The 20,645-nt window shown below is 48.4% G+C and carries 24 protein-coding genes and 1 pseudogene; 15 read left to right on the top strand and 10 right to left on the bottom strand.

Translation table 11 applies throughout. The features are described from left to right. Positions 1 to 54: 54 nt before the first annotated feature. Both FRZ59_RS13155 and accD read left to right on the top strand, forming a co-directional pair. Positions 55 to 1,116 (top strand): class I fructose-bisphosphate aldolase, encoded by a 1,062-nt coding sequence (locus tag FRZ59_RS13155; RefSeq protein WP_132128904.1) that lies wholly within the window; start codon positions 55 to 57, stop codon positions 1,114 to 1,116. Positions 1,117 to 1,139: 23 nt separating this feature from the next. Continuing rightward, complete coding sequence (accD, locus tag FRZ59_RS13150; protein WP_132128903.1) at positions 1,140 to 1,997, top strand: acetyl-CoA carboxylase, carboxyltransferase subunit beta; 858 nt, start codon at positions 1,140 to 1,142, stop codon at positions 1,995 to 1,997. Between the two features lie 44 nt (positions 1,998 to 2,041). On the opposite strand, the gene fbaA is transcribed toward accD, so the two are convergent. From fbaA to glmM, 3 genes are all read right to left on the bottom strand, one after another. Continuing rightward, complete coding sequence (gene fbaA, locus FRZ59_RS13145) at positions 2,042 to 3,133, bottom strand: class II fructose-bisphosphate aldolase (RefSeq protein WP_132128902.1); 1,092 nt, start codon at positions 3,131 to 3,133, stop codon at positions 2,042 to 2,044. Positions 3,134 to 3,206: 73 nt separating this feature from the next. Next, positions 3,207 to 4,343 carry a cysteine desulfurase family protein gene (locus tag FRZ59_RS13140; RefSeq protein WP_132128901.1) on the bottom strand — a complete coding sequence of 379 codons (1,137 nt, stop codon included), beginning with the start codon at positions 4,341 to 4,343 and terminating at the stop codon, positions 3,207 to 3,209. A gap of 50 nt (positions 4,344 to 4,393) precedes the next feature. Next, positions 4,394 to 5,782 carry a phosphoglucosamine mutase gene (gene glmM, locus FRZ59_RS13135; RefSeq protein WP_132128900.1) on the bottom strand — a complete coding sequence of 463 codons (1,389 nt, stop codon included), beginning with the start codon at positions 5,780 to 5,782 and terminating at the stop codon, positions 4,394 to 4,396. A 72-nt stretch (positions 5,783 to 5,854) separates the two neighbouring features. Between glmM and FRZ59_RS13130 the strand changes: the two genes are divergently transcribed. Together FRZ59_RS13130 and FRZ59_RS13125 are read left to right on the top strand one after the other, a co-directional pair. Next, positions 5,855 to 6,430 carry a phosphatase PAP2 family protein gene (locus tag FRZ59_RS13130; RefSeq protein WP_132128899.1) on the top strand — a complete coding sequence of 192 codons (576 nt, stop codon included), beginning with the start codon at positions 5,855 to 5,857 and terminating at the stop codon, positions 6,428 to 6,430. Further along, complete coding sequence (locus FRZ59_RS13125) at positions 6,417 to 7,127, top strand: ZIP family metal transporter (RefSeq protein ID WP_132128898.1); 711 nt, start codon at positions 6,417 to 6,419, stop codon at positions 7,125 to 7,127. The genes FRZ59_RS13130 and FRZ59_RS13125 overlap by 14 nt, the downstream gene beginning before the upstream one ends. A gap of 29 nt (positions 7,128 to 7,156) precedes the next feature. On the opposite strand, the gene coaE is transcribed toward FRZ59_RS13125, so the two are convergent. The 6 genes from coaE to FRZ59_RS13095 all read right to left on the bottom strand — a co-directional run bounded on the left by coaE (position 7,157) and on the right by FRZ59_RS13095 (position 11,719). Next, entirely contained in the window at positions 7,157 to 7,771 is a 615-nt protein-coding gene (coaE, locus tag FRZ59_RS13120) for a dephospho-CoA kinase (protein ID WP_132128897.1), read from the bottom strand. Then, the gene (locus FRZ59_RS13115; RefSeq protein WP_132128896.1) at positions 7,768 to 8,727 is read right to left on the bottom strand and encodes a hypothetical protein; all 960 of its coding nucleotides are present in this window, start codon (positions 8,725 to 8,727) and stop codon (positions 7,768 to 7,770) included. Before FRZ59_RS13115 ends, coaE begins: the two co-directional genes overlap by 4 nt. 37 nt (positions 8,728 to 8,764) lie before the next feature. Next, positions 8,765 to 9,103 carry a preprotein translocase subunit YajC gene (gene yajC / locus FRZ59_RS13110; RefSeq protein ID WP_132128895.1) on the bottom strand — a complete coding sequence of 113 codons (339 nt, stop codon included), beginning with the start codon at positions 9,101 to 9,103 and terminating at the stop codon, positions 8,765 to 8,767. 22 nt (positions 9,104 to 9,125) lie between these two features. Continuing rightward, on the bottom strand, positions 9,126 to 9,590 hold the full coding sequence (locus FRZ59_RS13105; protein WP_132128894.1) for a DUF1573 domain-containing protein: 465 nt from the start codon (positions 9,588 to 9,590) through the stop codon (positions 9,126 to 9,128). A 12-nt stretch (positions 9,591 to 9,602) separates the two neighbouring features. Then, a complete protein-coding gene (nusB, locus tag FRZ59_RS13100; RefSeq protein ID WP_132128893.1) occupies positions 9,603 to 10,541 on the bottom strand; it encodes a transcription antitermination factor NusB in 939 nt (312 codons plus the stop codon). An 80-nt stretch (positions 10,542 to 10,621) separates the two neighbouring features. After that, positions 10,622 to 11,719 carry a Glu/Leu/Phe/Val family dehydrogenase gene (locus FRZ59_RS13095; RefSeq protein WP_132128892.1) on the bottom strand — a complete coding sequence of 366 codons (1,098 nt, stop codon included), beginning with the start codon at positions 11,717 to 11,719 and terminating at the stop codon, positions 10,622 to 10,624. Between the two features lie 89 nt (positions 11,720 to 11,808). Here FRZ59_RS13095 and FRZ59_RS13090 point away from each other — a divergent pair, with 89 nt between their 5' ends. Both FRZ59_RS13090 and FRZ59_RS13085 read left to right on the top strand, forming a co-directional pair. Further along, entirely contained in the window at positions 11,809 to 13,593 is a 1,785-nt protein-coding gene (locus FRZ59_RS13090) for an ABC transporter ATP-binding protein (protein ID WP_132128891.1), read from the top strand. 86 nt (positions 13,594 to 13,679) lie between these two features. Beyond that, positions 13,680 to 14,006, top strand: a complete 327-nt coding sequence (locus FRZ59_RS13085) for a DUF3276 family protein (RefSeq protein WP_132128890.1) — start codon at positions 13,680 to 13,682, stop codon at positions 14,004 to 14,006. 23 nt (positions 14,007 to 14,029) lie between these two features. On the opposite strand, the gene FRZ59_RS13080 is transcribed toward FRZ59_RS13085, so the two are convergent. Then, on the bottom strand, positions 14,030 to 14,599 hold the full coding sequence (locus FRZ59_RS13080) for a septal ring lytic transglycosylase RlpA family protein (RefSeq protein ID WP_132128889.1): 570 nt from the start codon (positions 14,597 to 14,599) through the stop codon (positions 14,030 to 14,032). Positions 14,600 to 14,765: 166 nt separating this feature from the next. Here FRZ59_RS13080 and FRZ59_RS13075 point away from each other — a divergent pair, with 166 nt between their 5' ends. The 9 genes and pseudogenes from FRZ59_RS13075 to FRZ59_RS13040 all read left to right on the top strand — a co-directional run bounded on the left by FRZ59_RS13075 (position 14,766) and on the right by FRZ59_RS13040 (position 20,644). Continuing rightward, on the top strand, positions 14,766 to 15,374 hold the full coding sequence (locus FRZ59_RS13075) for an NADH-quinone oxidoreductase subunit A (RefSeq protein WP_132128888.1): 609 nt from the start codon (positions 14,766 to 14,768) through the stop codon (positions 15,372 to 15,374). Next, positions 15,374 to 15,861: pseudogene (gene nuoB / locus FRZ59_RS13070) on the top strand (NADH-quinone oxidoreductase subunit NuoB). The gene FRZ59_RS13075 and the pseudogene nuoB overlap by 1 nt, the downstream one beginning before the upstream one ends. A 3-nt stretch (positions 15,862 to 15,864) precedes the next feature. Continuing rightward, complete coding sequence (locus FRZ59_RS13065; protein WP_132128886.1) at positions 15,865 to 16,350, top strand: thermonuclease family protein; 486 nt, start codon at positions 15,865 to 15,867, stop codon at positions 16,348 to 16,350. Between the two features lie 67 nt (positions 16,351 to 16,417). Then, complete coding sequence (locus FRZ59_RS13060) at positions 16,418 to 16,954, top strand: DUF542 domain-containing protein (protein WP_262713124.1); 537 nt, start codon at positions 16,418 to 16,420, stop codon at positions 16,952 to 16,954. After that, positions 16,951 to 17,166, top strand: a complete 216-nt coding sequence (locus FRZ59_RS19500; protein ID WP_262713123.1) for a hemerythrin domain-containing protein — start codon at positions 16,951 to 16,953, stop codon at positions 17,164 to 17,166. The genes FRZ59_RS13060 and FRZ59_RS19500 overlap by 4 nt, the downstream gene beginning before the upstream one ends. Positions 17,167 to 17,177: 11 nt before the next feature. Next, the gene (locus tag FRZ59_RS13055; RefSeq protein ID WP_132128884.1) at positions 17,178 to 17,612 is read left to right on the top strand and encodes an RrF2 family transcriptional regulator; all 435 of its coding nucleotides are present in this window, start codon (positions 17,178 to 17,180) and stop codon (positions 17,610 to 17,612) included. Positions 17,613 to 17,689: 77 nt separating this feature from the next. Next, complete coding sequence (locus FRZ59_RS13050) at positions 17,690 to 19,393, top strand: cbb3-type cytochrome c oxidase subunit I (protein ID WP_132128883.1); 1,704 nt, start codon at positions 17,690 to 17,692, stop codon at positions 19,391 to 19,393. Then, a complete protein-coding gene (locus FRZ59_RS13045) occupies positions 19,380 to 20,384 on the top strand; it encodes a cbb3-type cytochrome c oxidase subunit II (RefSeq protein WP_132128882.1) in 1,005 nt (334 codons plus the stop codon). The genes FRZ59_RS13050 and FRZ59_RS13045 overlap by 14 nt, the downstream gene beginning before the upstream one ends. Next, positions 20,381 to 20,644 (top strand): hypothetical protein, encoded by a 264-nt coding sequence (locus FRZ59_RS13040; RefSeq protein WP_132128881.1) that lies wholly within the window; start codon positions 20,381 to 20,383, stop codon positions 20,642 to 20,644. Before FRZ59_RS13045 ends, FRZ59_RS13040 begins: the two co-directional genes overlap by 4 nt. Position 20,645 lies beyond the last annotated feature (1 nt).

The raw sequence follows: 20,645 nt of genomic DNA, 5'->3' as shown, positions 1-20,645 counted from the left end.
AATACCTGGAAAACGAGCTAAATTAATAAATTTTTAAAGCAAACCTTTCTTGCCATGCTGATTGATGACATTACCGCTATCCTGGGCAGCCAGGCCGGATATCTCCTGGAACATACGTGTGAAACCATTCAGCGGGAAAAGCTCCATACTCCCGGCCCCGGCTTTATTGACCGGGTGCATGCGCAAAGCAGCCGTAATAACCAGGTGCTGAACAGTCTCGCTTCCCTTTACCGGCACGGAAGGCTGGGCGGAACCGGGTTCCTTTCCATTCTCCCGGTAGACCAGGGGGTAGAACATACGGCGGGAGCTTCCTTTGCGCCCAACCCCGATTATTTTGATCCCGAAAACATCGTGGAACTAGCCCTGGAAGGCGGCTGTAACGCGGTCGCGAGTTCCTTCGGCGTTCTGGCTTCCGTGGCAAGGAAATATGCGCATAAGATCCCCTTCCTGGTAAAGATCAATCATAACGAGCTGATGACCTATCCGAACAAGTACGACCAGGTATTGTTCGGGACGGTTAAGGACTCCTGGAACATGGGCGCCTGCGCGGTAGGAGCCACAATTTACTTTGGATCGGCGGAATCCGACAGGCAGCTAACAGAAATAGCGGCGGCCTTTGAACATGCCCATGAACTGGGTATGGCCACCGTCCTCTGGTGTTATACGAGGAATGAAGCGTTTAAACGCGGCGGCATTGACTATCATTCTGCAGCTGACCTGAGTTCCCAGGCCGTTCACCTGGGTGTGACCATCCAGGCGGATATTATAAAGCAGAAAATGCCGGAAACTAACCGTCCGGGATTTAAGGACCTGAACTTCGGCAAATGGGACGAAGCCATGTACGGGCAGTTAATGAGTGAGCATCCTATAGATATGTGCCGCTACCAGGTATTGAATTGTTATGCCGGAAGGGCTCCCCTGATCAACTCCGGCGGCGCTTCCCAAGGCACCTCCGATAAGGAAGAAGCGGTCTATACAGCGGTTATTAACAAGCGCGCCGGGGGCGCCGGGCTTATCATGGGACGCAAATCATTTCAGCGTCCGCTCGCCGAAGGCGTGGAGATATTACATGCCGTTCAGGATGTTTATTTGGAAAAAGCAATTACGCTTGCTTAATTTGTAGCCCATAAGAGAAATGTATGAGCTGGTTTAAACGAGTAAAAGAAGGTATAACTACCAAGACAGAAGAAAAGAAGGAGACGCCTGACGGCATCTGGGAGAAATGCCCCTCCTGCAAAAAAGTGCTTCACTTGTCAGAGCAGCTCGAAAATCAATACGTCTGTATTTATTGCGGGTATCAGCTCCGGATCGGTTCAAGGGAGTATTTTGAGATCCTTTTCGACAATAATGAATTTACCGAACTCTACCCCGACCTGACCGCCGCCGATCCCCTCCACTTCGCAGATACCAAAAAATACACCGACCGGCTTGCCGAAAGCACTAAAAAGACAGGGCTGAAAGACGCGCTGCGTTCCGCTCACGGAAAGATAAACGGTCATGATCTGGTAGTTGCCTGCATGGACTTTAATTTTATCGGTGGATCCATGGGATCGGTAGTAGGTGAAAAGATCGCACGGTCCATCGACTACTGCATTCAGCACCGCATTCCTTTCATGATCATTTCGAAATCAGGAGGCGCCCGGATGATGGAAGCCGCCTTTTCATTGATGCAAATGGCCAAAACATCAGCAAGGCTTGCCCGGCTCGCGGAAGAGAAGATTCCTTATATTTCCCTGCTTACTGATCCTACCACCGGCGGAGTTACGGCTTCCTATGCCATGTTGGGCGACATTAATATCGCAGAACCCGGCGCCATGATTGGTTTCGCCGGCCCGCGGGTAATCAAAGAAACAATAAAGAAGGATCTGCCCAAAGGATTCCAGAGCGCCGAATTCGTGCAGGAACATGGCTTCCTGGATTTTATCGTTGACCGCCGGGAAATGAAGGGAAAGCTTACTTCTTTCCTGAAAATGATGGCGGACAACCCCAGGCAATAGTTTGCCCGGGGCTGCAACACCACCGGTATTATTTTAACGGTTCCCTACTGGTTAAGCAGCGGGTTCCTGCCGACGCAGTTAAGGTCTTCGAAAGCACTCTTCAGCCTTGCTTTAAGCGCCTCTTCCCCTTTTCTCAGCCATACCCTTGGATCGTAGAACTTCTTGTTAGGCTCATCGGCTCCTTTAGGATTCCCGATCTGTCCCTGCAGAAAATCATGGTTAGCTGCTTCGTATGCCCGGATGCCGTCCCAGAACGCCCATTGCAGGTCAGTATCAATGTTCATCTTAATGGCCCCGTATGAGATCGCTTCCCGGATCTCCTCCCTGCTGGAACCGGAACCGCCGTGAAATACAAAGTCCACCGGTTTTTCTTCGCTCAGGCCTAGTTTCTCCCTCAGGTATTTCTGGGAATTGTCCAGGATAGGCGGCGTTAATTTCACGTTACCCGGCTTGTACACTCCATGCACATTTCCGAAAGCAGCGGCAATCGTAAACTGGCTGCTCACTTTAGAAAGCTCCTCGTATGCGTAGGCCACTTCTTCCGGTTGTGTATAAAGCTTGGAATTATCAACATCTGTATTGTCCACGCCATCTTCTTCCCCGCCGGTAACGCCCAGTTCAATTTCCAGGGTCATTCCCATTTTACTCATACGTTCCAGGTAGCGTTTGCTTATTTCAATGTTCTCAGCGATAGGCTCTTCGGAAAGGTCCAGCATGTGCGAACTGAACAAGGGCTTTCCGTATTGCTTGAAGAACAACTCGCCGGCATCCAGGAGCCCGTCAATCCAGCCCAGCAGTTTTTTCGGGCAATGATCCGTATGCAGGATCACGTTAGCGCCGTAAGCTTCGGCAAGCAGGTGTACGTGCCTGGCTCCTGAAGCCGCACCAAGGACAATCGCCCTGTTCTGATCATTGGATAATCCTTTACCCGCAAAGAACTGGGCGCCCCCATGGGAAAACTGGATCATTACAGGAGAGTCCACTTCTACCGCCGTCTCCATCACCGCGTTTACGGAATTGGTCCCCACCACATTTACAGCGGGCAGTGCGAACTGGTGTTGTTTCGCCACCTTAAAAACATGCTGGACTTGTTCCCCGGTGATTACCCCGGGCGTGATTTGAATTGTTTGGCTCATAAATTATCCTTGATTATTTTAAATTTCGAAATAAAAGGCCCCAAATTTTATCAAAATTACAATTAAAAGCAAATTAAACAATTACCCTGATCAGCTCTTTCAGCTTTTCAACCGTATAGTCGATCTCTTCTTTTGTAGTGTATTTGCTGAACGAAAACCGGGCTGCCGGGCGTTCCGGATCGGCCTTAATGGCGGTAAGTACGTGCGATCCTACATCGGAGCCGGAAGAGCAGGCGCTTCCGCCCGACGCGGATATACCGTTAATATCCAGGTTAAACAATAGCATTTCCGCCATTTCAGTAGGCGGAAAAGAAACGTTCAATACCGTATAAAGGCTTTCCGAGGGGTTCAGCGGACCGTTAAACTGAATTCCGGGGATAGCTTCCAGCAGCCGCTCCGCCATATACGACTTCAGGCCCTGAATGTGTTGCCGGTGAGCATCCATATGCTCGCAGGCGATTTCCAGGGCGCGGGCCAGGCCCGCTATACCATATACGTTCTCTGTACCGCCGCGCATATTCCTTTCCTGCGGACCGCCATATATAAATGGCGGCATCTTTACCTCATGGTTTAAGTAAAGAAAGCCTACCCCCTTGGGTCCGTGAAGTTTATGAGCGGCACAAGCCATGAAATGCAATTTCGTCCTGCCAAGGTTCAGCGGGTAATGCCCTACTGTCTGAACGGTATCACAATGGAAAAGCGCATCGTATTCCCCGCAAATACCGGCCGTTCTTTCAATATCCAGCAGTGTTCCGATTTCATTATTGGCATGCATGAGGGACACAAAACTTCGCCCCTTATCTTTAAGTAACTGCTCCAGGTGACGGAGGTCCACCCTTCCCTTTTCGTCCACGTTTACAAAACTAAGACGAACGGTTCCCTGGCGGGCGAGCGCTTCCAGCGTATGCAGTATCGCATGATGTTCGATACGGGATGTAATGGCGTGCCGGATGCCATAGGCTGAAATGCCTCCCATAATGGCAGCGTTATGCGCTTCAGTACCCCCTGAAGTGAAAAATATTTCCGAAGGAGACGTATTAAGCAGCTTGGCAACTGTCTTGCGTGACTTTTCCACCAGCGAACGCGCTTCCCGTCCATGGGCGTGAATGGAAGAAGGATTGCCGTAATTCTCCTCCATGACCTTGTACATTACTTCCAGTACAGAGGGGTCAATGGGTGTGGTGGCCGCATTGTCCAGGTAAACTCTCATATGTTACAGGTTTTATTGATGGTGATTGATTGGTGATTGTTAAATGGTCGTCAAGAATTATTCATGAATTCTTTAAAGTCATTGATGATCTTACCAGCCAGGGCGCCGGCGGCGGCTTCCGATCTTCCTTCGGAATAGATCCGGATTATTGCTTCTGTATTGGATCTTCGCAAGTGTACCCATTGTCCGTCAAACTCAATACGAATACCATCAATCGTATTGACCGGCCGGTCCTTGTATTTCTCCTGCACTTTCCCCATCAATGCGTCGATATCCATTTCCGGCGAAAGACTGATCTTATTTTTTGAAATATGATAAGCAGGATACGTGGCCCGCAATGCGGATACCGGCATATCTTTTTTTGCCAGGTGGCTGAGGAAGAGTGCGATTCCCACAAGCGCATCCCTTCCGTAGTGCAGGTCAGGATATATAACGCCGCCGTTTCCTTCACCGCCTATCACGGCATTGCTTGCTTTCATGGCCTCTATAACATTCACCTCTCCTACAGCGGCAGCGGTATAGTTTCCCCCGTGTTTCAGCGTAACGTCCCGCAGGGCCATGGTAGAGGAAAGATTGGAAACGGTGTTTCCGGGTTTCCCGGCCAGCACATAGTCTGCCACGGCTACCAGGGTATACTCTTCCCCAAACATACTTCCGTCTTCACAAACGAATACCAGGCGATCCACATCGGGGTCTACGGCGATACCAAGGTGGGCTTTTTTCGCCACAACCTCTGAAGAAAGAGCGGTCAGGTTTTCCGCCAGCGGCTCGGGATTATGCGGAAACTCCCCGTCAGGAGTACAATATAATTCCTCTACAACGGCGACGCCTAACGCTTTCAGCAGCATGGGTACCACAATTCCCCCGGTTGAATTGACCGCGTCCAGCACTACCCGGAAACCGGCCTTTTTTATAACCGCCACGTCAACAAGCGGAAGCGCAAGGATCTGGTCGATATGTTTCTGAAAATACGTATCGTTAATTTCCAGCTTACCCAAATGGTCTACTTCGGCGTATTGATAATCGTCCTTTTCCGCTATTTCCAGGACTTCCCTGCCGTCTTGGGCGGAAATGAACTCTCCTTTCCCGTTCAGCAGTTTCAACGCATTCCACTGCCGGGGATTATGACTGGCGGTAAGGATGATGCCGCCTCCCGCCTTTTCTTCCGGCACGGCTATTTCTACGGTAGGCGTTGTGGAAAGGCCCAGGTCAACGACGTCCATGCCCATTCCCTGCAGGGCTCCCACGGCGAGATTCCTAACCATTTCACCCGAAATGCGGCCGTCGCGGCCTATTACGATCTTCCGGTTCCCGGTTTTCTGCTGCTGCCAGCGGGCGAAGGCCGAAACGAATTTTACCACATCCGGCGGGGTAAGTCCTTCACCACGACGGCCTCCGATAGTTCCCCGGATGCCTGATATAGATTTTATGAGTGTCAATATATCTCCTTTTAGGATAGCAAATTTAACAAAACATGTAATATTTATGGCGATATACCATATATTCGAAAAATGATTGAAACCCTTACCCAACTTGATAAATCGCTATTTTTTCTCATAAACGGAGAATGGACAAATTCATTTCTTGACTGGATCATGCCCTTGCTCCGGGACAAGTATTTCTGGACACCCGTATATATTTTCCTGATCGTATTTTTTTTAAGCCAGTACAAATGGAAGGGTTTCGCGCTGATCGGTTTCGTTCTACTGGCTTTCGGGATCGCTGATTTTACAAGCGCCAGCATCATCAAGCCCTTTGTGGAAAGGCTCCGTCCCTGCAACGACCTGGATCTTGCCGGGCAAATAAGGGTGCTGGTGGACTGCGGAACCGGGTTCAGCTTTGTTTCTTCCCACGCCTCCAACCACTTCGCAATTTCTTTTCTCCTGATCAGTTTGTATTATAAACAGTGGAAATGGATCTTCCCGCTCTGTTTTCTATGGGCATTCATGGTATCATACGCCCAGGTGTATGTAGGTGTGCATTTTCCCCTTGATATACTTGGAGGTGCAATATTGGGCACCACTATTGGCCTTCTTGTTGGTAAACTTGAAAAACTAATTTATCCCGTGGTAGATGGAGTCAGGTAGGATGCTCGTCTTGTTCTTCAGCGCGCTGTTGGGCGGAAGCGCGGTATTTGTCATCCGGAACAATAATCAGCGCAAGCTTAAGCTGTTACTTTCATTCAGCGGGGCTTTTCTCTTTGCCATAACCGTGCTTCAGTTAATGCCGGAAGTCTACGCTTCGGCCAGTCACCTGACCGGAGTATTTATTCTCGCCGGCTTTGCGTTCCAGATTGTCCTTGAACAATTTTCAGGAGGCATTGAACATGGCCATATGCATGTGCATGATCCCACACCGGCGTTTCCCTATGCCATGATTATCAGCCTTTGCTTGCATGCTTTTATGGAGGCAATGCCGCTGCAGGGGCATCATCACGATGAATTATTATGGGGTATTGCCCTGCATCACATTCCCGCGGCTTTTGTGCTGGGAAGCATTCTGCTGCAGCACCGGCTAAAGAAAGTGAATGTTTTTTTCCTCCTGGTGCTGTTTGCGGCAATGTCGCCGGCGGGTTTGCTGTTCGGGCAAGCCCTGGCGCAAAATTCATTGGGTTATATTTCCTTGTATGCGGATTATGTAATGGCGGCGGTGGTCGGTATCTTCCTGCACATTTCCACGACCATTCTTTTCGAATCCAGCCAGGATCACCGCTTTAATTTTTATAAAAGCATTGCGATTCTCGCCGGAACAGGCTTTGCACTCCTTGGCTTCCTGATTGACTAATATTCAAATACTAGTGATGCCAGGGTCATTCAAAGGATGAGGTCGGTAGGCGAATACAGCAGCAGGCGATGTATGGCCAGTACCTGGGGAATCACAGGGCTCCGGTTATCATTCCATATTACCAGGTCCGCCCGCTGTATCCGTTCTTCATCGGACAATTGGTGTTTCATGCGGTTCATCACTGCGCTCCGCTCCACGCCATCCCGCTTCATCACCCGCCGGATACGTTCTTCTTCCGGAGCTGCCACGGTGATATTCAAATTACTGTGCTTCCAGGCATCGCTTTCAAAAAGCAGGGCTGATTCTTTGATCACATAGGCGCTGTTCTGCTGACCGGCCCAGGTTTCAAAAGCATTGATAACCGCCGGGTGAACCAGGGCATTAAGCTGGTTCAGCTTTTCTTCATTGTTAAAAACGATCCCGGCCAGCTTTCTGCGGTCAGGCTGAAGGCCGCCGCCTTCTGAGTGCAGGTAAGTATCTTTTCCGAAAATATCCATGATGGCTGCCGCCAGCCCTGCATCTTCCGCCATCAGCCGCTTACCTTCCGTATCTGCGGAGAAAACCGGTATCCCCAGAACAGAAAATATCCTGGACACCGTTGTTTTGCCGCTGCCTATCCCTCCTGTTAAACCTACTTTAATCATTTATACACAAGGAAGTCAATACTCTCTGGTTTTGCTCTCACTATCTTAACGAAATCAGGGGACCGTTCCATATGAACGCTCAATACGTTTTTATTTTTTTGCTGCCATTGATTAAGGTCTGCGGTAATCCTGAAGTCCTCCGGCCCTACTTCGGTAAACCTGCTCAGAGGTACGTAATAGGTGACGCTTACGGTAGAAGGAACCAGTGTGACCTCATAATTATCATGATTATTGAGGACCTCAACCGGTATTTTTAATGTGTGTTCCGTATATTCTTCCACAGGAACGGTTAAAAGTACAGATTGTGAAGAAAGGTGGATGTTCTTTTTATTTTTCCGGTCAAGCGGAATAAAACGCCGGATGCTTGAATTTACATTATTCAGCTGCAAGGCTGCGGTATGGATCTCATTGATAGGCCGTACTTCATTGACCGGGCCGCTTACCAGGACGCTGTCCGGCCGGATACTCAGGGGGCCGTAATTAATAAACTGGTGCTGGTAAGTGATCGAAGCATCCAGGATCACCGGTACTTTCTTTTCGATCCTGGCTACCAGGTCAAAGTAAACCGTATCAGGATTAATGTCTACGATCTTTTGGTCGGCGTCTGTCTGCCGGTTATAGGACGGCAGGAATTTCCGGAGATCCACGGCTTCTTCATCTCCGAGGCTGGCCAGGTCCGTGGTAAGAACTTCCGGATTCAGCCGGCGGAAAAAATAATTCCAGCCGGTAGACTCCACGATAAGAGTGGCTTTTACAGAGTCACTGATAGAAACGGCTTTTTCTGCCGGCTGGTTAATAAAAACTATATAGGCCGAAATCCGGTAGCGGTATTCATTGGAAAGGTAGAAAAACATCCAGAGGATCACGGAAATCAGCAGGCAAAATGCAAAAACCGATACCTTTCGCCGAGTTTTCGGGGTAAACGTGAATGCTCCTGATGAAAAGTACCGTTCCACAAGCCTGCATGATTTCCTGAAGACGGTTAAGACTTCCTTATTTTACCTCTTCTTCCTTATTGAGCGATTTGGAACCTTCCATGGAAATGGCATTCTTCTGCACCCGGATACGGACGTTAGGCGCAATTTCCAGGAGAAAATGGTCACCGGCAATCTCCGCAATTTTACCGAAGATCCCGCCTGTGGTAACCACCCTGTCGCCCTTCTGGAGATTTTCGATCAGCTTTTTGTGTTCTTTCATACGCTTGGTCTGGGGACGGATCATGAAGAAGTAAAATACCACCCCGATCAAAGCGATCATCAGCAGGTTCTGCCAGCCCATTCCACCGGCGCCTTCTGCCTGCAATAAAATAATAGTTGCGAATAATGTGTTCATATAATCCTGGTATTAATTTTTTTTAATTAGCCTTAGCCTTTACCTCCCCGGTAAGGGTTAGCTTTACAACGGATGGTTCTGTATTGGCATGTACCGTAATGGTCTTGCTTTGTTTGCCAACCCGGCCTTTGCTGTCAAATACCGCTTTTATCTCTCCGGTTCCGCCCGGCGGGATGGGCTCTCTCGTCCATTCCGGAACGGTGCAGCCGCAGGAAGCCTGGGCATTGGCAATGATGAGGCTGCCAGAGCCAACGTTGGTAAATGAATAAGAATGGGTCACTTTTTCTCCTTCCTCAACTGTTCCGAAATCAAAGGCTTGCGCTGTGAACTCGAATTTTGCGGCAGCGGCGGTATCAGTAGAACCTTCGGCCGAAGCAGCATGTACTGTGGACGCCGAAGACGTTTCGCCGGAATCTGCGTTATTGGATTTCTGCTGGCAGGAAGCCAGGGCAATGGGCACGAATAGTAGATAAATAACTTTTTTCATTCTCATTTTTTATTATTCAATTAATCCTCTGCCTGATTTTATGATCTTTTTTGTTTTCCGTAAGTCTATCAGAATCTTATCAAGTATACCATTGATAAACATCTTGCTTTTCGGCGTACTGAATTCCTTAGATATTTCAATATACTCATTAATGGATACCTTGACCGGGATATCCGGGAATTTCAACAATTCACACAAGGTCATTTTCATTAAGATCGTATCCATCAAGGCTATGCGTTCCACGTCCCAGTTTTCCGTTTTAGCGGCGATATAGCCCTGGAACTCGGCATCGTGTTCCGCTGTTTGCCTCAGTAAAGTTACGATAAAATCTTTATCCTCCGGCCAATTCTGGCTGATGGGAGAAAGCTGCCGGCTATCGGGGCCATAGGTCTTCAGTGTCTTCTTAACCATTGACCTGACAACTTCTTTATTAACAGGCCAGTTGATATCTTGTTCTTCAAGTGTTTGTTCAAGAACGGCCGAGCGGTTTACCACCTGGCGGAAAACAACGGAAATAAAAGCACGTTCCGATTCCACGGACCTGTCTTCCTGGCTGCAATAAACCGCGTATTCCGGGCTGGTTGACAGTTCCCTGAATAACGTCCTGACCAGCTCCTGCTCGTTAGGAATAAATACTTTCCGGGATTTAACAGCCTGCCTGAAGTTTTCATCGCTCTCAAGAAGCAGGATAAATGTATTGGAAGCGATCCGGGTATTGGCATTCAGATCATCGCCGGTTGGGATGTATTTGGATGCCCGCTCGCGGGCGTCTTCTTCAGCATATTGTGCAATACGCACCAGCAGCAGCAGTAAAAAAAGATACTGTTCGTATACCTTGTTTACCTGGTTAAGCAGTTGTTTTTCAAAGAAAGATAATTCTTTACCCTGGGACTGCTGATAGGAATACAGTACCTGCATTACCTTAACGCGCAAATGCCTTCTGTTTAACATTTAAAGAACAAATTGAGTTTCACCGCCGCAAATATAATCAATTCCTGCTTCCAACCGCCCTTCTCAATTTCCTGAAGCGCTTAGCTATTCGATTTCACCTTCCGGATATCGTTTATCCGTTGCTGGGCAAGCATATTTGCCGCCTGGAACGTAGGTAACTGTTCTTGTTTGGATTTCCTGAGAATTTCCCGGGTAACGTCATAAATATGTTCGGTCAGGTGAATCGCCTGCTTTTTATTGAATCCCACCAATTCTGAATATACACTGATAAGCCCTCCTGCATTGATCAGAAAATCCGGAGCATATAAAATCCCCTTTTCCATTAATAATTCCCCGTTCAGCAATTCATCATCCAGCTGGTTATTCGCTGATCCGGCAATGATGGCGCATTTCAGGCGCCCGATCGTATCGGTATTGATGGTGCCTCCCAGGGCACAGGGTGCAAAAATGTCTATGTCCAGATCATAAATGGCATGGTTGGGTACGGCAATTGCATCATATTTCGCGGCCACCTGAGCGGCCCGCTCCTCGTCAAGATCGCAGAGATAAATACGGGCGTCTTCTTCACTAAGGAGTTTTACCAGCTTTTCGCCAACATTTCCTATCCCCTGCACAGCTACTGTTTTTCCGGCCAGGCTATCCATTCCCCATAATTCCTTCGCGCAGGCTTTCATGCCCATGTAAACGCCGTAAGCTGATACTGGTGTCGGGTCGCCGCTTCCTCCGACTGCTTCGGGAACTCCTACCACATATTCGGTTTCCATTCGGATGAAGCCCATATCTTTGGGATTGGTACCCACATCTCCCCCGATAATGAATTCCCCGTTCAGGCTATCGATGTAGCGCCCGAAGCGACGTAAAAGGGCCTCCGTCTTATCCTTGCTGGAATCGCCTATGATCACTGCGCCGCCCCCGCCAAGGTTCAGGCCCGTAATAGAAGCCTTATAAGTCATGCTCCGGGAAAGCCGCAGCACGTCCTCCATCGCTTCCTGTTCGGTCTGGTATTTCCACATACGCAGGCCTCCCAGCGCCGGGCCCAGCGTAGTATCGTGGATGGCAATAATCGCTTTAAGCCCCAGCTCGGGATCATGGCAAAAAACAAGCTTTTTATGGTTATTCTTTGACAAATGGTCGAACACGGATGTTCCCCAGGAGGTTTGGTCTTTTACTTCAAGCATGTAGTGGTAAAAATTTTGAATAACACGAGATTACAGCAAAAGTATGTTTTTTTTTAGCATACGTCCAAGAAAAACTGAATATTAGCAAAATGAATTCGCTTGCTTATCTGAATAAGTACCTTTATAAATACCGCTTCAGGCTGATCCTGGGAACCATCTTTGTGACGGTGTCCAATTTTTTTGCCGTTGTGCCCGCCCAGATCATCCGGATGGCTTTTGACCTGGTCAATGAAAACATAGGCATTATGCAGCTTTACAGGGGATTTGAACTGCAGCCTTCAGCGTATTCGATCTTCAGTTCCATCGTATTGCTGTTCGGCGCCCTGGTATTGCTAATGGCCCTGCTGAGAGGAATCTTCCTCTTTTTTATGCGGCAAACGATTATTGTGGTGTCGCGCCTTATAGAATACGATCTTAAGAACGAAATTTATACCCATTACCAGGAGCTTTCCCTGGCGTTCTACCGGCGCAACAATACCGGAGACCTGATGAACAGGATCACTGAAGACGTTAGCCGCGTCCGCATGTACCTTGGGCCCGCCATTATGTATTCCATCAATACGGTGGCTCTTTTCGTAATGGTGATCATTACCATGCTGTCTATAAATGTAAAGCTGACCTTCTTCACGATCCTTCCCCTGCCCGTCCTGGCCATCGTCATTTATATCGTGAATTCCCGCATTCACCGGAAAAGTGAACAGATCCAGGAGCAGCTTTCTACGATTTCAACTTTTGTCCAGGAAACGTTTGCCGGTATCCGGATCATGAAAGCCTATGTCAGGGAAAAGCAAACCCGGAAGGATTTTGGCAGGGAAAGCCAGGAATATATGGACCGCTCTGTTTCCCTGGCAAAACTGCAGGCGGTTTTCTTTCCCGTCATCGTGCTGCTGGTGGGCATCAGTATTCTGTTAACGGTATATATCGGGGGAATCGAAGTAAGCCGGGGCAGAATAACAACTGGTAATATAGCGGAGTTCATTGTATATATCGGGCAGTTGACTTTTCCCATGATGGCCCTGGGCTGGGTATCTTCCATCGTGCAAAGGGCCGCCGCCTCTCAAAAACGGATCAACCAGTTCCTGCATACGCGTCCGGAGATCCTTTCCCCGGATGTTCCCGGAACAGCGGTTGAAGGGAATATTGAATTCCGGAATGTAAGTTTTACCTATCCCGACACAGGAATAAAAGCTCTGGAAAATGTTTCCTTTAGCGCAAAAAAGGGAGAATTTCTTGCCATTATCGGCCATACAGGCTCCGGAAAATCAACTATTGTTAACCTTCTCGGGCGGATGTACGATGTTAACTCCGGCAGCGTCCTGGTGGACGGCAAGGATATCAGGGAATATAACCTGACTTCCCTCAGGCAATCATTTGCCTTTGTTCCCCAGGATGTTTTCCTGTTTTCCGACAGCATTAAAAATAATATCGGTTTCGGACTGGATCAATTCAGCGACGAGGAAATAGAAAATGCCGCAAGGAACGCTGCTATCTACGATAATATTCAGCATTTTCCTGAAAAGTTTGAAACCCGCACCGGCGAAAGGGGAATTACCATGTCCGGAGGGCAGAAACAGCGTACTTCCATTGCCAGGGCCATCATTAAGGATCCCGCCGTCCTCATTTTCGATGACAGCCTGTCGGCTGTTGATACCAAAACGGAAGAAGAAATCCTTCAAAACCTTGGGCGGATCATGCGGGGACGCACCAGCATTATTATCAGCCACAGGGTTTCAACTATTAAGAATGCCGATAATATCCTTGTCATGAAACAAGGCCGGGTCGCCGAGTCAGGAACGCACGAGCAGCTCCTGGCACAAGAGGGGCTGTATAAACAACTATTTGAAAAACAACTTTTAGAGGAAGAAAGCGGGTAATTTTTTGCTGCCTGAACATGTTTTTGCTTTGAACTTTGAAATAATATACTTTATCTTTACACTTTGTAAAACTTAGACAGCTAACAATGGGAGAATTTGAAAACAAAGACAGGGAAGAGGTATTTTCGAAAAGGGTGAGAGCCGGGAAGCGAACGTACTTCTTCGACGTTAAATCAACCCGGGCAAACGACTACTACGTGACCATTACTGAAAGCAAGAAGAGATTAGAGGACGGCGTATTCATCAAACACAAGATTTTTCTTTACAAAGAAGATTTTGAAAAATTCTCAGAAGGGCTGAAAGAAGCGGTTGATTACATCAAATCAAACCAGGAAGTAGTAGAAAAAAGGTTCACGGAATTGCAAGGAGTTGCTGAAGACACTAAAAACGACGAATTTTCTTTTGAGATCTAGGAGCTGCACCTGACCACCCGGCCTTAACTTTCCGGGAATACTTCTTGCAGCAATTTCTTAAAAAATGTTTCCGGCAAATCATTAACAGGTAAACTCTTAATTGCCGGCTTCCTCTCCAACGCCGGTAAAATGATCGCAGGAATTCCAGGCATTTCCACCTGTTGTATAGTCAGCAAAGCCAACCGGTTCCTTATTTCCCTGTATGCCTGCATTCCCGTAAGTTCTTCGGGAAATATTTCCTCTCTCATTACTTCCATGAGGACATGCTCATGCCCCCGCTGAATAATTCCCAGCTTCTCCGCTGCCTTCCGTGAAAGATCAATGAGCCTGTTCCGCGAAAAGGGCCCGCGGTCATTAATACGAACATAAACAAAGCTGCCGTTATCTTCCCTTGTTACCTTTACAATAGTACCAAAGGGGAGGGTACGGTGTGCGGCGGTCATTTTTTCCTTGTCAAAAATTTCCCCGCTGGCTGTGCGTTTTCCATCGAAACGCTTTCCGTAATAAGAGGCTACTCCCCGCTCCTTTTCAAGCTGTGCATTAGCTGATAAGAAGGACAGAACCAGGAAGCATACGATCAGGCAAGGTTTCATTCAAGCGTATTAACTCAATAATTACAATTTTAGTGTACAAAAATGCAAAACTTATTCAAAAAATTACTGTTTTTTCTGCAATGGTACTGCAATGGAGCCTGGACGGACCGGGCCAGGTAAGAAGGCGCGGGGTTTTGATGATGAATAATACGGTCGTATATTTGTGATGGTGGAAGCAACAATCAATCAACTTTCTGAATTTGGAAAAATAGCTGTCTTTCTTATACTGGGGACACTGTTTGTCATGATCGCTTACGGGATCAGCTACTTGCTTTCCAAGAGCAAACCCTCTCCCGGAAAGCTAAGCACCTATGAATGCGGGGAGGAGCCCGAGGGGAATTCCCGGATCCAATTCAATAACCGCTTTTACGTGATTGCCCTTGTTTTCCTGCTGTTTGACGTGGAGATTGTATTTCTTTTTCCCTGGTCAGCCGTGTTCGCGCAGGAAAAGATCATGGAAACGGTTCCGGTATGGGGCTGGTTTTCATTTATAGAAATGATTGTCTTCGTTTGCGTACTGCTCATTGGCCTGGTATACGTATGGATGAAGGGAGACTTGTCCTGGATTAGGCCCCGGCAATTGATCCCCTTTGCCGACAGTAAAATACCGGTTGACCTTTATACCGCGATTAACGCAGAGAAATTCGCTGTACAGGCTTTCAGCCCGACGACTAAGAAAGACGTCGCTGCCGCCGTAGCTCCTGCTGCGTCCGCTCCATCTCCCCCACCTCCCAAACCGGTTTTTAAACCGAGGATACTAAAAAAAGGTAATTAATGGAATCGTCCCTTATACAAAAAGTAGAGGCCACCGGCGTAGTGGTGACGAAGCTGGATGACCTGCTTAACTGGGCCAGGCTATCTTCGCTATGGCCAATGGGCTTCGGGATAGCTTGCTGTGCCATTGAAATGATGGGCTCTTATGCCAGTAATTATGACCTGGACCGCTTCGGCGTATTCCCGCGGGCATCCCCGAGGCAGTCCGATGTGATGATCGTAGCAGGAACGGTTACTTTTAAAATGGCTGAACGCATCAAACGCTTGTACGAGCAAATGCCGGAACCCAGGTACGTGATCTCCATGGGATCCTGCTCTAACTGCGGGGGCCCTACTGGGAACACGGGTATCATGTAGTAAAGGGTGTTGACCGGGTGATACCGGTGGATATTTACGTGCAAGGATGCCCTCCGCGACCCGAGGCCCTGATCGGCGGTATCATAGAACTGCAGGAAAAAGTAAAAAAAGAAAGTATTTTTACGTCCTGATCCATGCGTGCTTTCGTCCTTTATCTTTTACTGGCCCTGACCGCTCCTGCCTGTTCGCTTCCCGCAAGCGAGCCGGCCTCCGGAGACAACCTTTCTGCGGAGCTTTATTACGTGGAAAAAGTAATTGACGGGGACACATTTATCATTGAAGGCGGGGAAAAAGTCCGCTTAATCGGGATTGACGCTCCTGAAACCCCGAACTCCTTTAAACAACGCAACTTCCATTACGGTATCGAAGCCAAAGATCATCTCCGGGAACTTATCGGCTCCCAAAAGCTGAAACTTGAATTTGACATAGAAAAGCGGGACCAGTATGACCGGCTCCTGGCCTATGCATGGCTGGAAAACGGGCTTTTTATCAATGCGTACCTGATTGAAGAAGGCTATGCCCGGGTCGTGACCTTCCCTCCCAATGTGAAATATCACGATCAGTTAAACCAGCTGGAGAGCGAAGCGAAGGAAAACAAACGCGGCCTGTGGAATAAGTAATTAAAGACCTTAATATCTTTTATTCATTTCTCTTTGTATATTTGTGCCGTAACAAAAGGGAAACGCCATGAATATATCTCCGGAAAGCACGGTAGGCCAGATAGTTGTAGATCATCCTGAAAGCTCGGACGTATTTGAAAACTGCGGCATTGATTTTTGCTGTAACGGGAACAAAACACTGGCCAAAGCCTGTACAGAAAAAGGCATTTCTTTCGAAGCCCTCCGGGCCCTTCTGGAGGAAAAACAGGAAGCGCGGAAGCATAGTGAAAACGGCGGACACAATAACGAGCCGGATTTTAAATACTGGCCCCTGGATTTGCTGGCTGACTACATCGAAAAAAAACATCACCGGTACGTGGCGGAAAACCTTCTCATTCTTAGCCGCTACCTGGAAAAAATCAAGGCCGTTCATGGGCAGACACATCCGGAAATTTTCCAGATCGCTGATATCTTCAGGGAATCAGCGGGGGAACTGGCCAAACACATGAAAAAGGAAGAATTGATCCTCTTTCCGTTTATCAGGAAGCTGGTAAAAATGAAAACCCGGGAGAGTATATCCGAGATCATTCCGCGGCCGGAGCGGTACAACAACCCGTCCGCATGATGATGCATGACCATAACGCAGAGGGAGAGCGGTTCCGGAAAATAGCTTCGCTGAGCAATAATTACACGCCGCCTGCTGATTCCTGTGCTACCTACCAGGCCACCTATGCAAAGCTGAGGGAATTCGAAAAGGATCTTCACCAGCATATCCACCTGGAAAACAACCTGCTGTTTCCCGGGGCGATTGCAGCGGAAAAGCAATTAATTAATTAAAAGTCTGAATAATGTTTACTAAAGCCTGCGAGTACGGTATAAGAGCGATGATTTACATTACCGCCGCCAGTAAAGAGGGTGCGAAAATGTCAATCAAGGATATTTGCCGCGAAATCGGGGCACCTGAGCATTTTACTGCTAAGATTCTCCAGGACCTGAGCAGGAAAGGCTTGGTTTCATCGCTGAAAGGTCCAAGCGGCGGCTTCTTTATGGAGCAGCATCAGGGCAATATCAACCTGATGGAAATCGTGGAAGCAATTGACGGAAACGGCTTATTTACCGGCTGCGGCCTGGGACTGAAACAATGTTCCGAGGTGCAGCCCTGCCCTATCCATAACCAGTTTAAAACCATACGGGATTCGCTTCAAAAAATGCTCCTGGAAACCACCGTGCAGCAGCTTACTCAAAACCTGGAAAAAGGCCTGGTATTTTTAAAGAAGTCATAACCGGTTACCGATCATGACCGGAATATTTTTATAATTAAGGATAAAAAGGTCTTAATATACTTTTAAATACAAACACAATGGATAACTGGTATCTTAGTCCCGGGATTATTACCACTAGCGTATTAATCCTGATCGTTCTGATCGCCGCTGCCCTTATCCTGGTCGCGCAGGTAAATAAGTACCTGGAAAAGATGCACACACAGGCAGCAAAAAAAGAAAAACTGGCCTTTAGCGAATATCTTATCAACCTGGAGACCGCCGAAGTGGAACAGGTACTGGAGGAGCGGCGTAAGGCGCTGGGGCATCGCTTAACCGGGAGAGAATTGGGAAGCGGGCAAAAGCCAACTGATCAGCGGGGCCTAATAAGTAAGCTGAGCCTGGATCCCGACCGACCGTTCTTTGATGAAAAGAAGAGCCTGCCAGCTGAACAGAAAACATCGTCGGCACTCACCCGGCTAATCATGGCTTACCTGTCTGCTGCCACTTTCTGGCTGGTTTTCGGAACCCTGATTGGACAATACCTGGGGATGAAATTCGTGCTGCCGGAACTCGACAGCATTTCGTGGCTGTCTTTCGGGAGAATACGGCCCGTACATACCAACACGGTTTTTTGGGGCTGGTCTTCCCTGGCGATGATCGGGTTGGCTTATTACGTAGTCACCCGCACATCAAATAATACGATTTACAGCTATAAATGGGGCTGGACTGCCTTCTGGATGATAAATGGCATGCTGGTAGCCGGAAATCTCTGCCTGATGGCCGGTATAAATAACGGCGGGGGAGAATACAGGGAATATATCTGGCCGGTAGCGCTGCTTTTCATCGTGGCGCTGCTGATCACGTTTTTTAATTTTTACAAAACGATCGCCAGCCGAAAGATCGGAGAAATTTATATATCCAACTGGTACATCCTTGCAGGCCTGCTTTGGACGCTGGTACTTTCGGTGATCGGCTACCTGCCTTTTTCGGGATTGGGTGAAACTGTTACCCAGGGCTATTACATGCACCAGGGCGTAGGAATGTGGTTCATGACCTTTACCCTTGGCCTCATCTATTATTACCTACCTACTTCCCTGAACAAGCCAATTTATTCTTATTCACTCGGGGTACTGGCCTTCTGGACGCAGATGCTGTTCTACACGATGATCGGGACGCACCATTTTGTTTTCAGCCCGCTTCCCTGGTGGTTGCAGACGGTAGCTATCGTGTTCAGCGCAGGCATGTTCATTCCCGTTGTGGCGGGAACCACCAATTTTCTAATGACTATGAAGGGAAGCTGGAAAGCGATTTCAAGCAGTTACGTCCTGCCGTTTTTTCTCGTCGGTGTAATTTTTTATTTCGTGGGCTCTACACAGGGGAGTGTTCAGGCGCTTCGCTTTACCAACGATCTATGGCATTTTACGGATTTTAACGTGGCCCACTCACACATGACAATGTATGGGATCATTTCATTCATACTCTGGGCCTGTATTTATGCTATTGTACCCCGGCTATCACTCCGGGAACCCAGGCAACTCATGGTAGGCATGCATTTCTGGTTTGCGTTTATCGGTCTTATGGCCTATATGATCTCCCTTATGGCTGGCGGTACGCTTAAAGGAATGAGCTGGATAGAAGGCAAGCCTTTTATAGAGTCTGTCACTCTTATGATGCCATTCTGGGTCTGGAGAGCCATTGGCGGAACCATGATGTTCTTTTCTCACCTGGTCTTCGCCTGGAATATTTATACCATGCTGCGACATCTGAAAACTGAAAAAATACACGCAAATGCACTTTCATAAAAACCATAAGAGCCTCGTTCTCACGTCTTTCTTCGTATTTCTGCTGTTGAGTACAGGGGTTGCCATTCTGCCGGCGCTCCAGATGCAGGAGCAGAACGCACCGCTGCCCGGCCAGCCGGAACTCACAGAGCTGGAATTAAAAGGTCTGCGCGTATACATTGCTGAAGGATGCGTGGCTTGCCATACCCAGCAGGTACGATCTATTGAGATGGATAAGATGTGGGGAAGCCGGCCATCTATCCCTTCGGATTATTATTACAGCAAAAAAAGGCTGGATACCTGGAGACAGTCTCCTTCGCTCCTTGGAAGCGAACGCACAGGTCCCGATCTGAGCAATATCGGGAAGCGGCAGCCATCGGAAGAATGGCACCTGCTCCACCTGTATAATCCACGCCTGGTAGTAAAAGGATCCGTCATGCCCTCCTATCCCTGGCTTTTCAAAGAAAAAGAATCACCGGAAAGGAGGGATAAGATATTGAACCTTCCGGACACCGCTGCTTCCGGTCTCGGCGCATCAAAAATAGTGGCTAGTCAGGACGCCCTGGCCCTGGTGGCCTATCTTAAATCGCTGAAGCAGCAGGAGCTTCCCCAGGCAATCAAGCCTTCGTTTATTCCTTCGAAAAAGAAACCGGAAACTGCCGGGTCTGCGGAAAGATCCGCCGGCCTTCCTGATGGTGCCGCCTTGTATACCCAAACCTGTGCTGCGTGCCACCAGCCTAATGGGCAGGGGCTCGCCGGCGCCTTCCCTCCCCTGGCGGGAAGCCCTGTTGTTAATGACGATGATCCTGAAACATTGATCCGGATAATTCTCCAGGGGTATGACGCACGTCCCGAATTTGCTTCCATGCCGCCTTTTGCCGCGCAGCTGACCAATGCCGAAATAGCCGCCATCGCTACTCACGAGCGTACCAGCTGGGGAAACAAGGCCGGCGCCGTCACAAAAGAAGAAGTTGAAAAGATTCGTGAAACCATCGAAAATACGATGCAATGAAAAAGCACCTATTCTCCGCACTCTTATTTATTTATGGGGCGCCGCGAGCGGCGCTGGCCTGCGACGTCTGTGAAAAGAACCAGCCTGCCGCGCTTCGCGGCATCATGCACGGCCCGGGTCCGGAAAGTAACCTGGACTTTATAATCGTTGCGGCGGCATCCATTATCGTACTCCTGACATTAGCTTACAGCCTTCGTTACTTAATCAGACCAAACGAGAACGGCCCGGAACACATCAAAAATATTGTCATAGAAAAATAAA

Origin of the sequence: Anseongella ginsenosidimutans, assembly GCF_008033235.1 — a bacterium.
GTDB lineage: Bacteria > Bacteroidota > Bacteroidia > Sphingobacteriales > Sphingobacteriaceae > Anseongella > Anseongella ginsenosidimutans.
The sequence above is the reverse complement of the archived record's forward strand: the minus strand, read 5'-3'. Positions and strand labels throughout refer to the sequence as shown.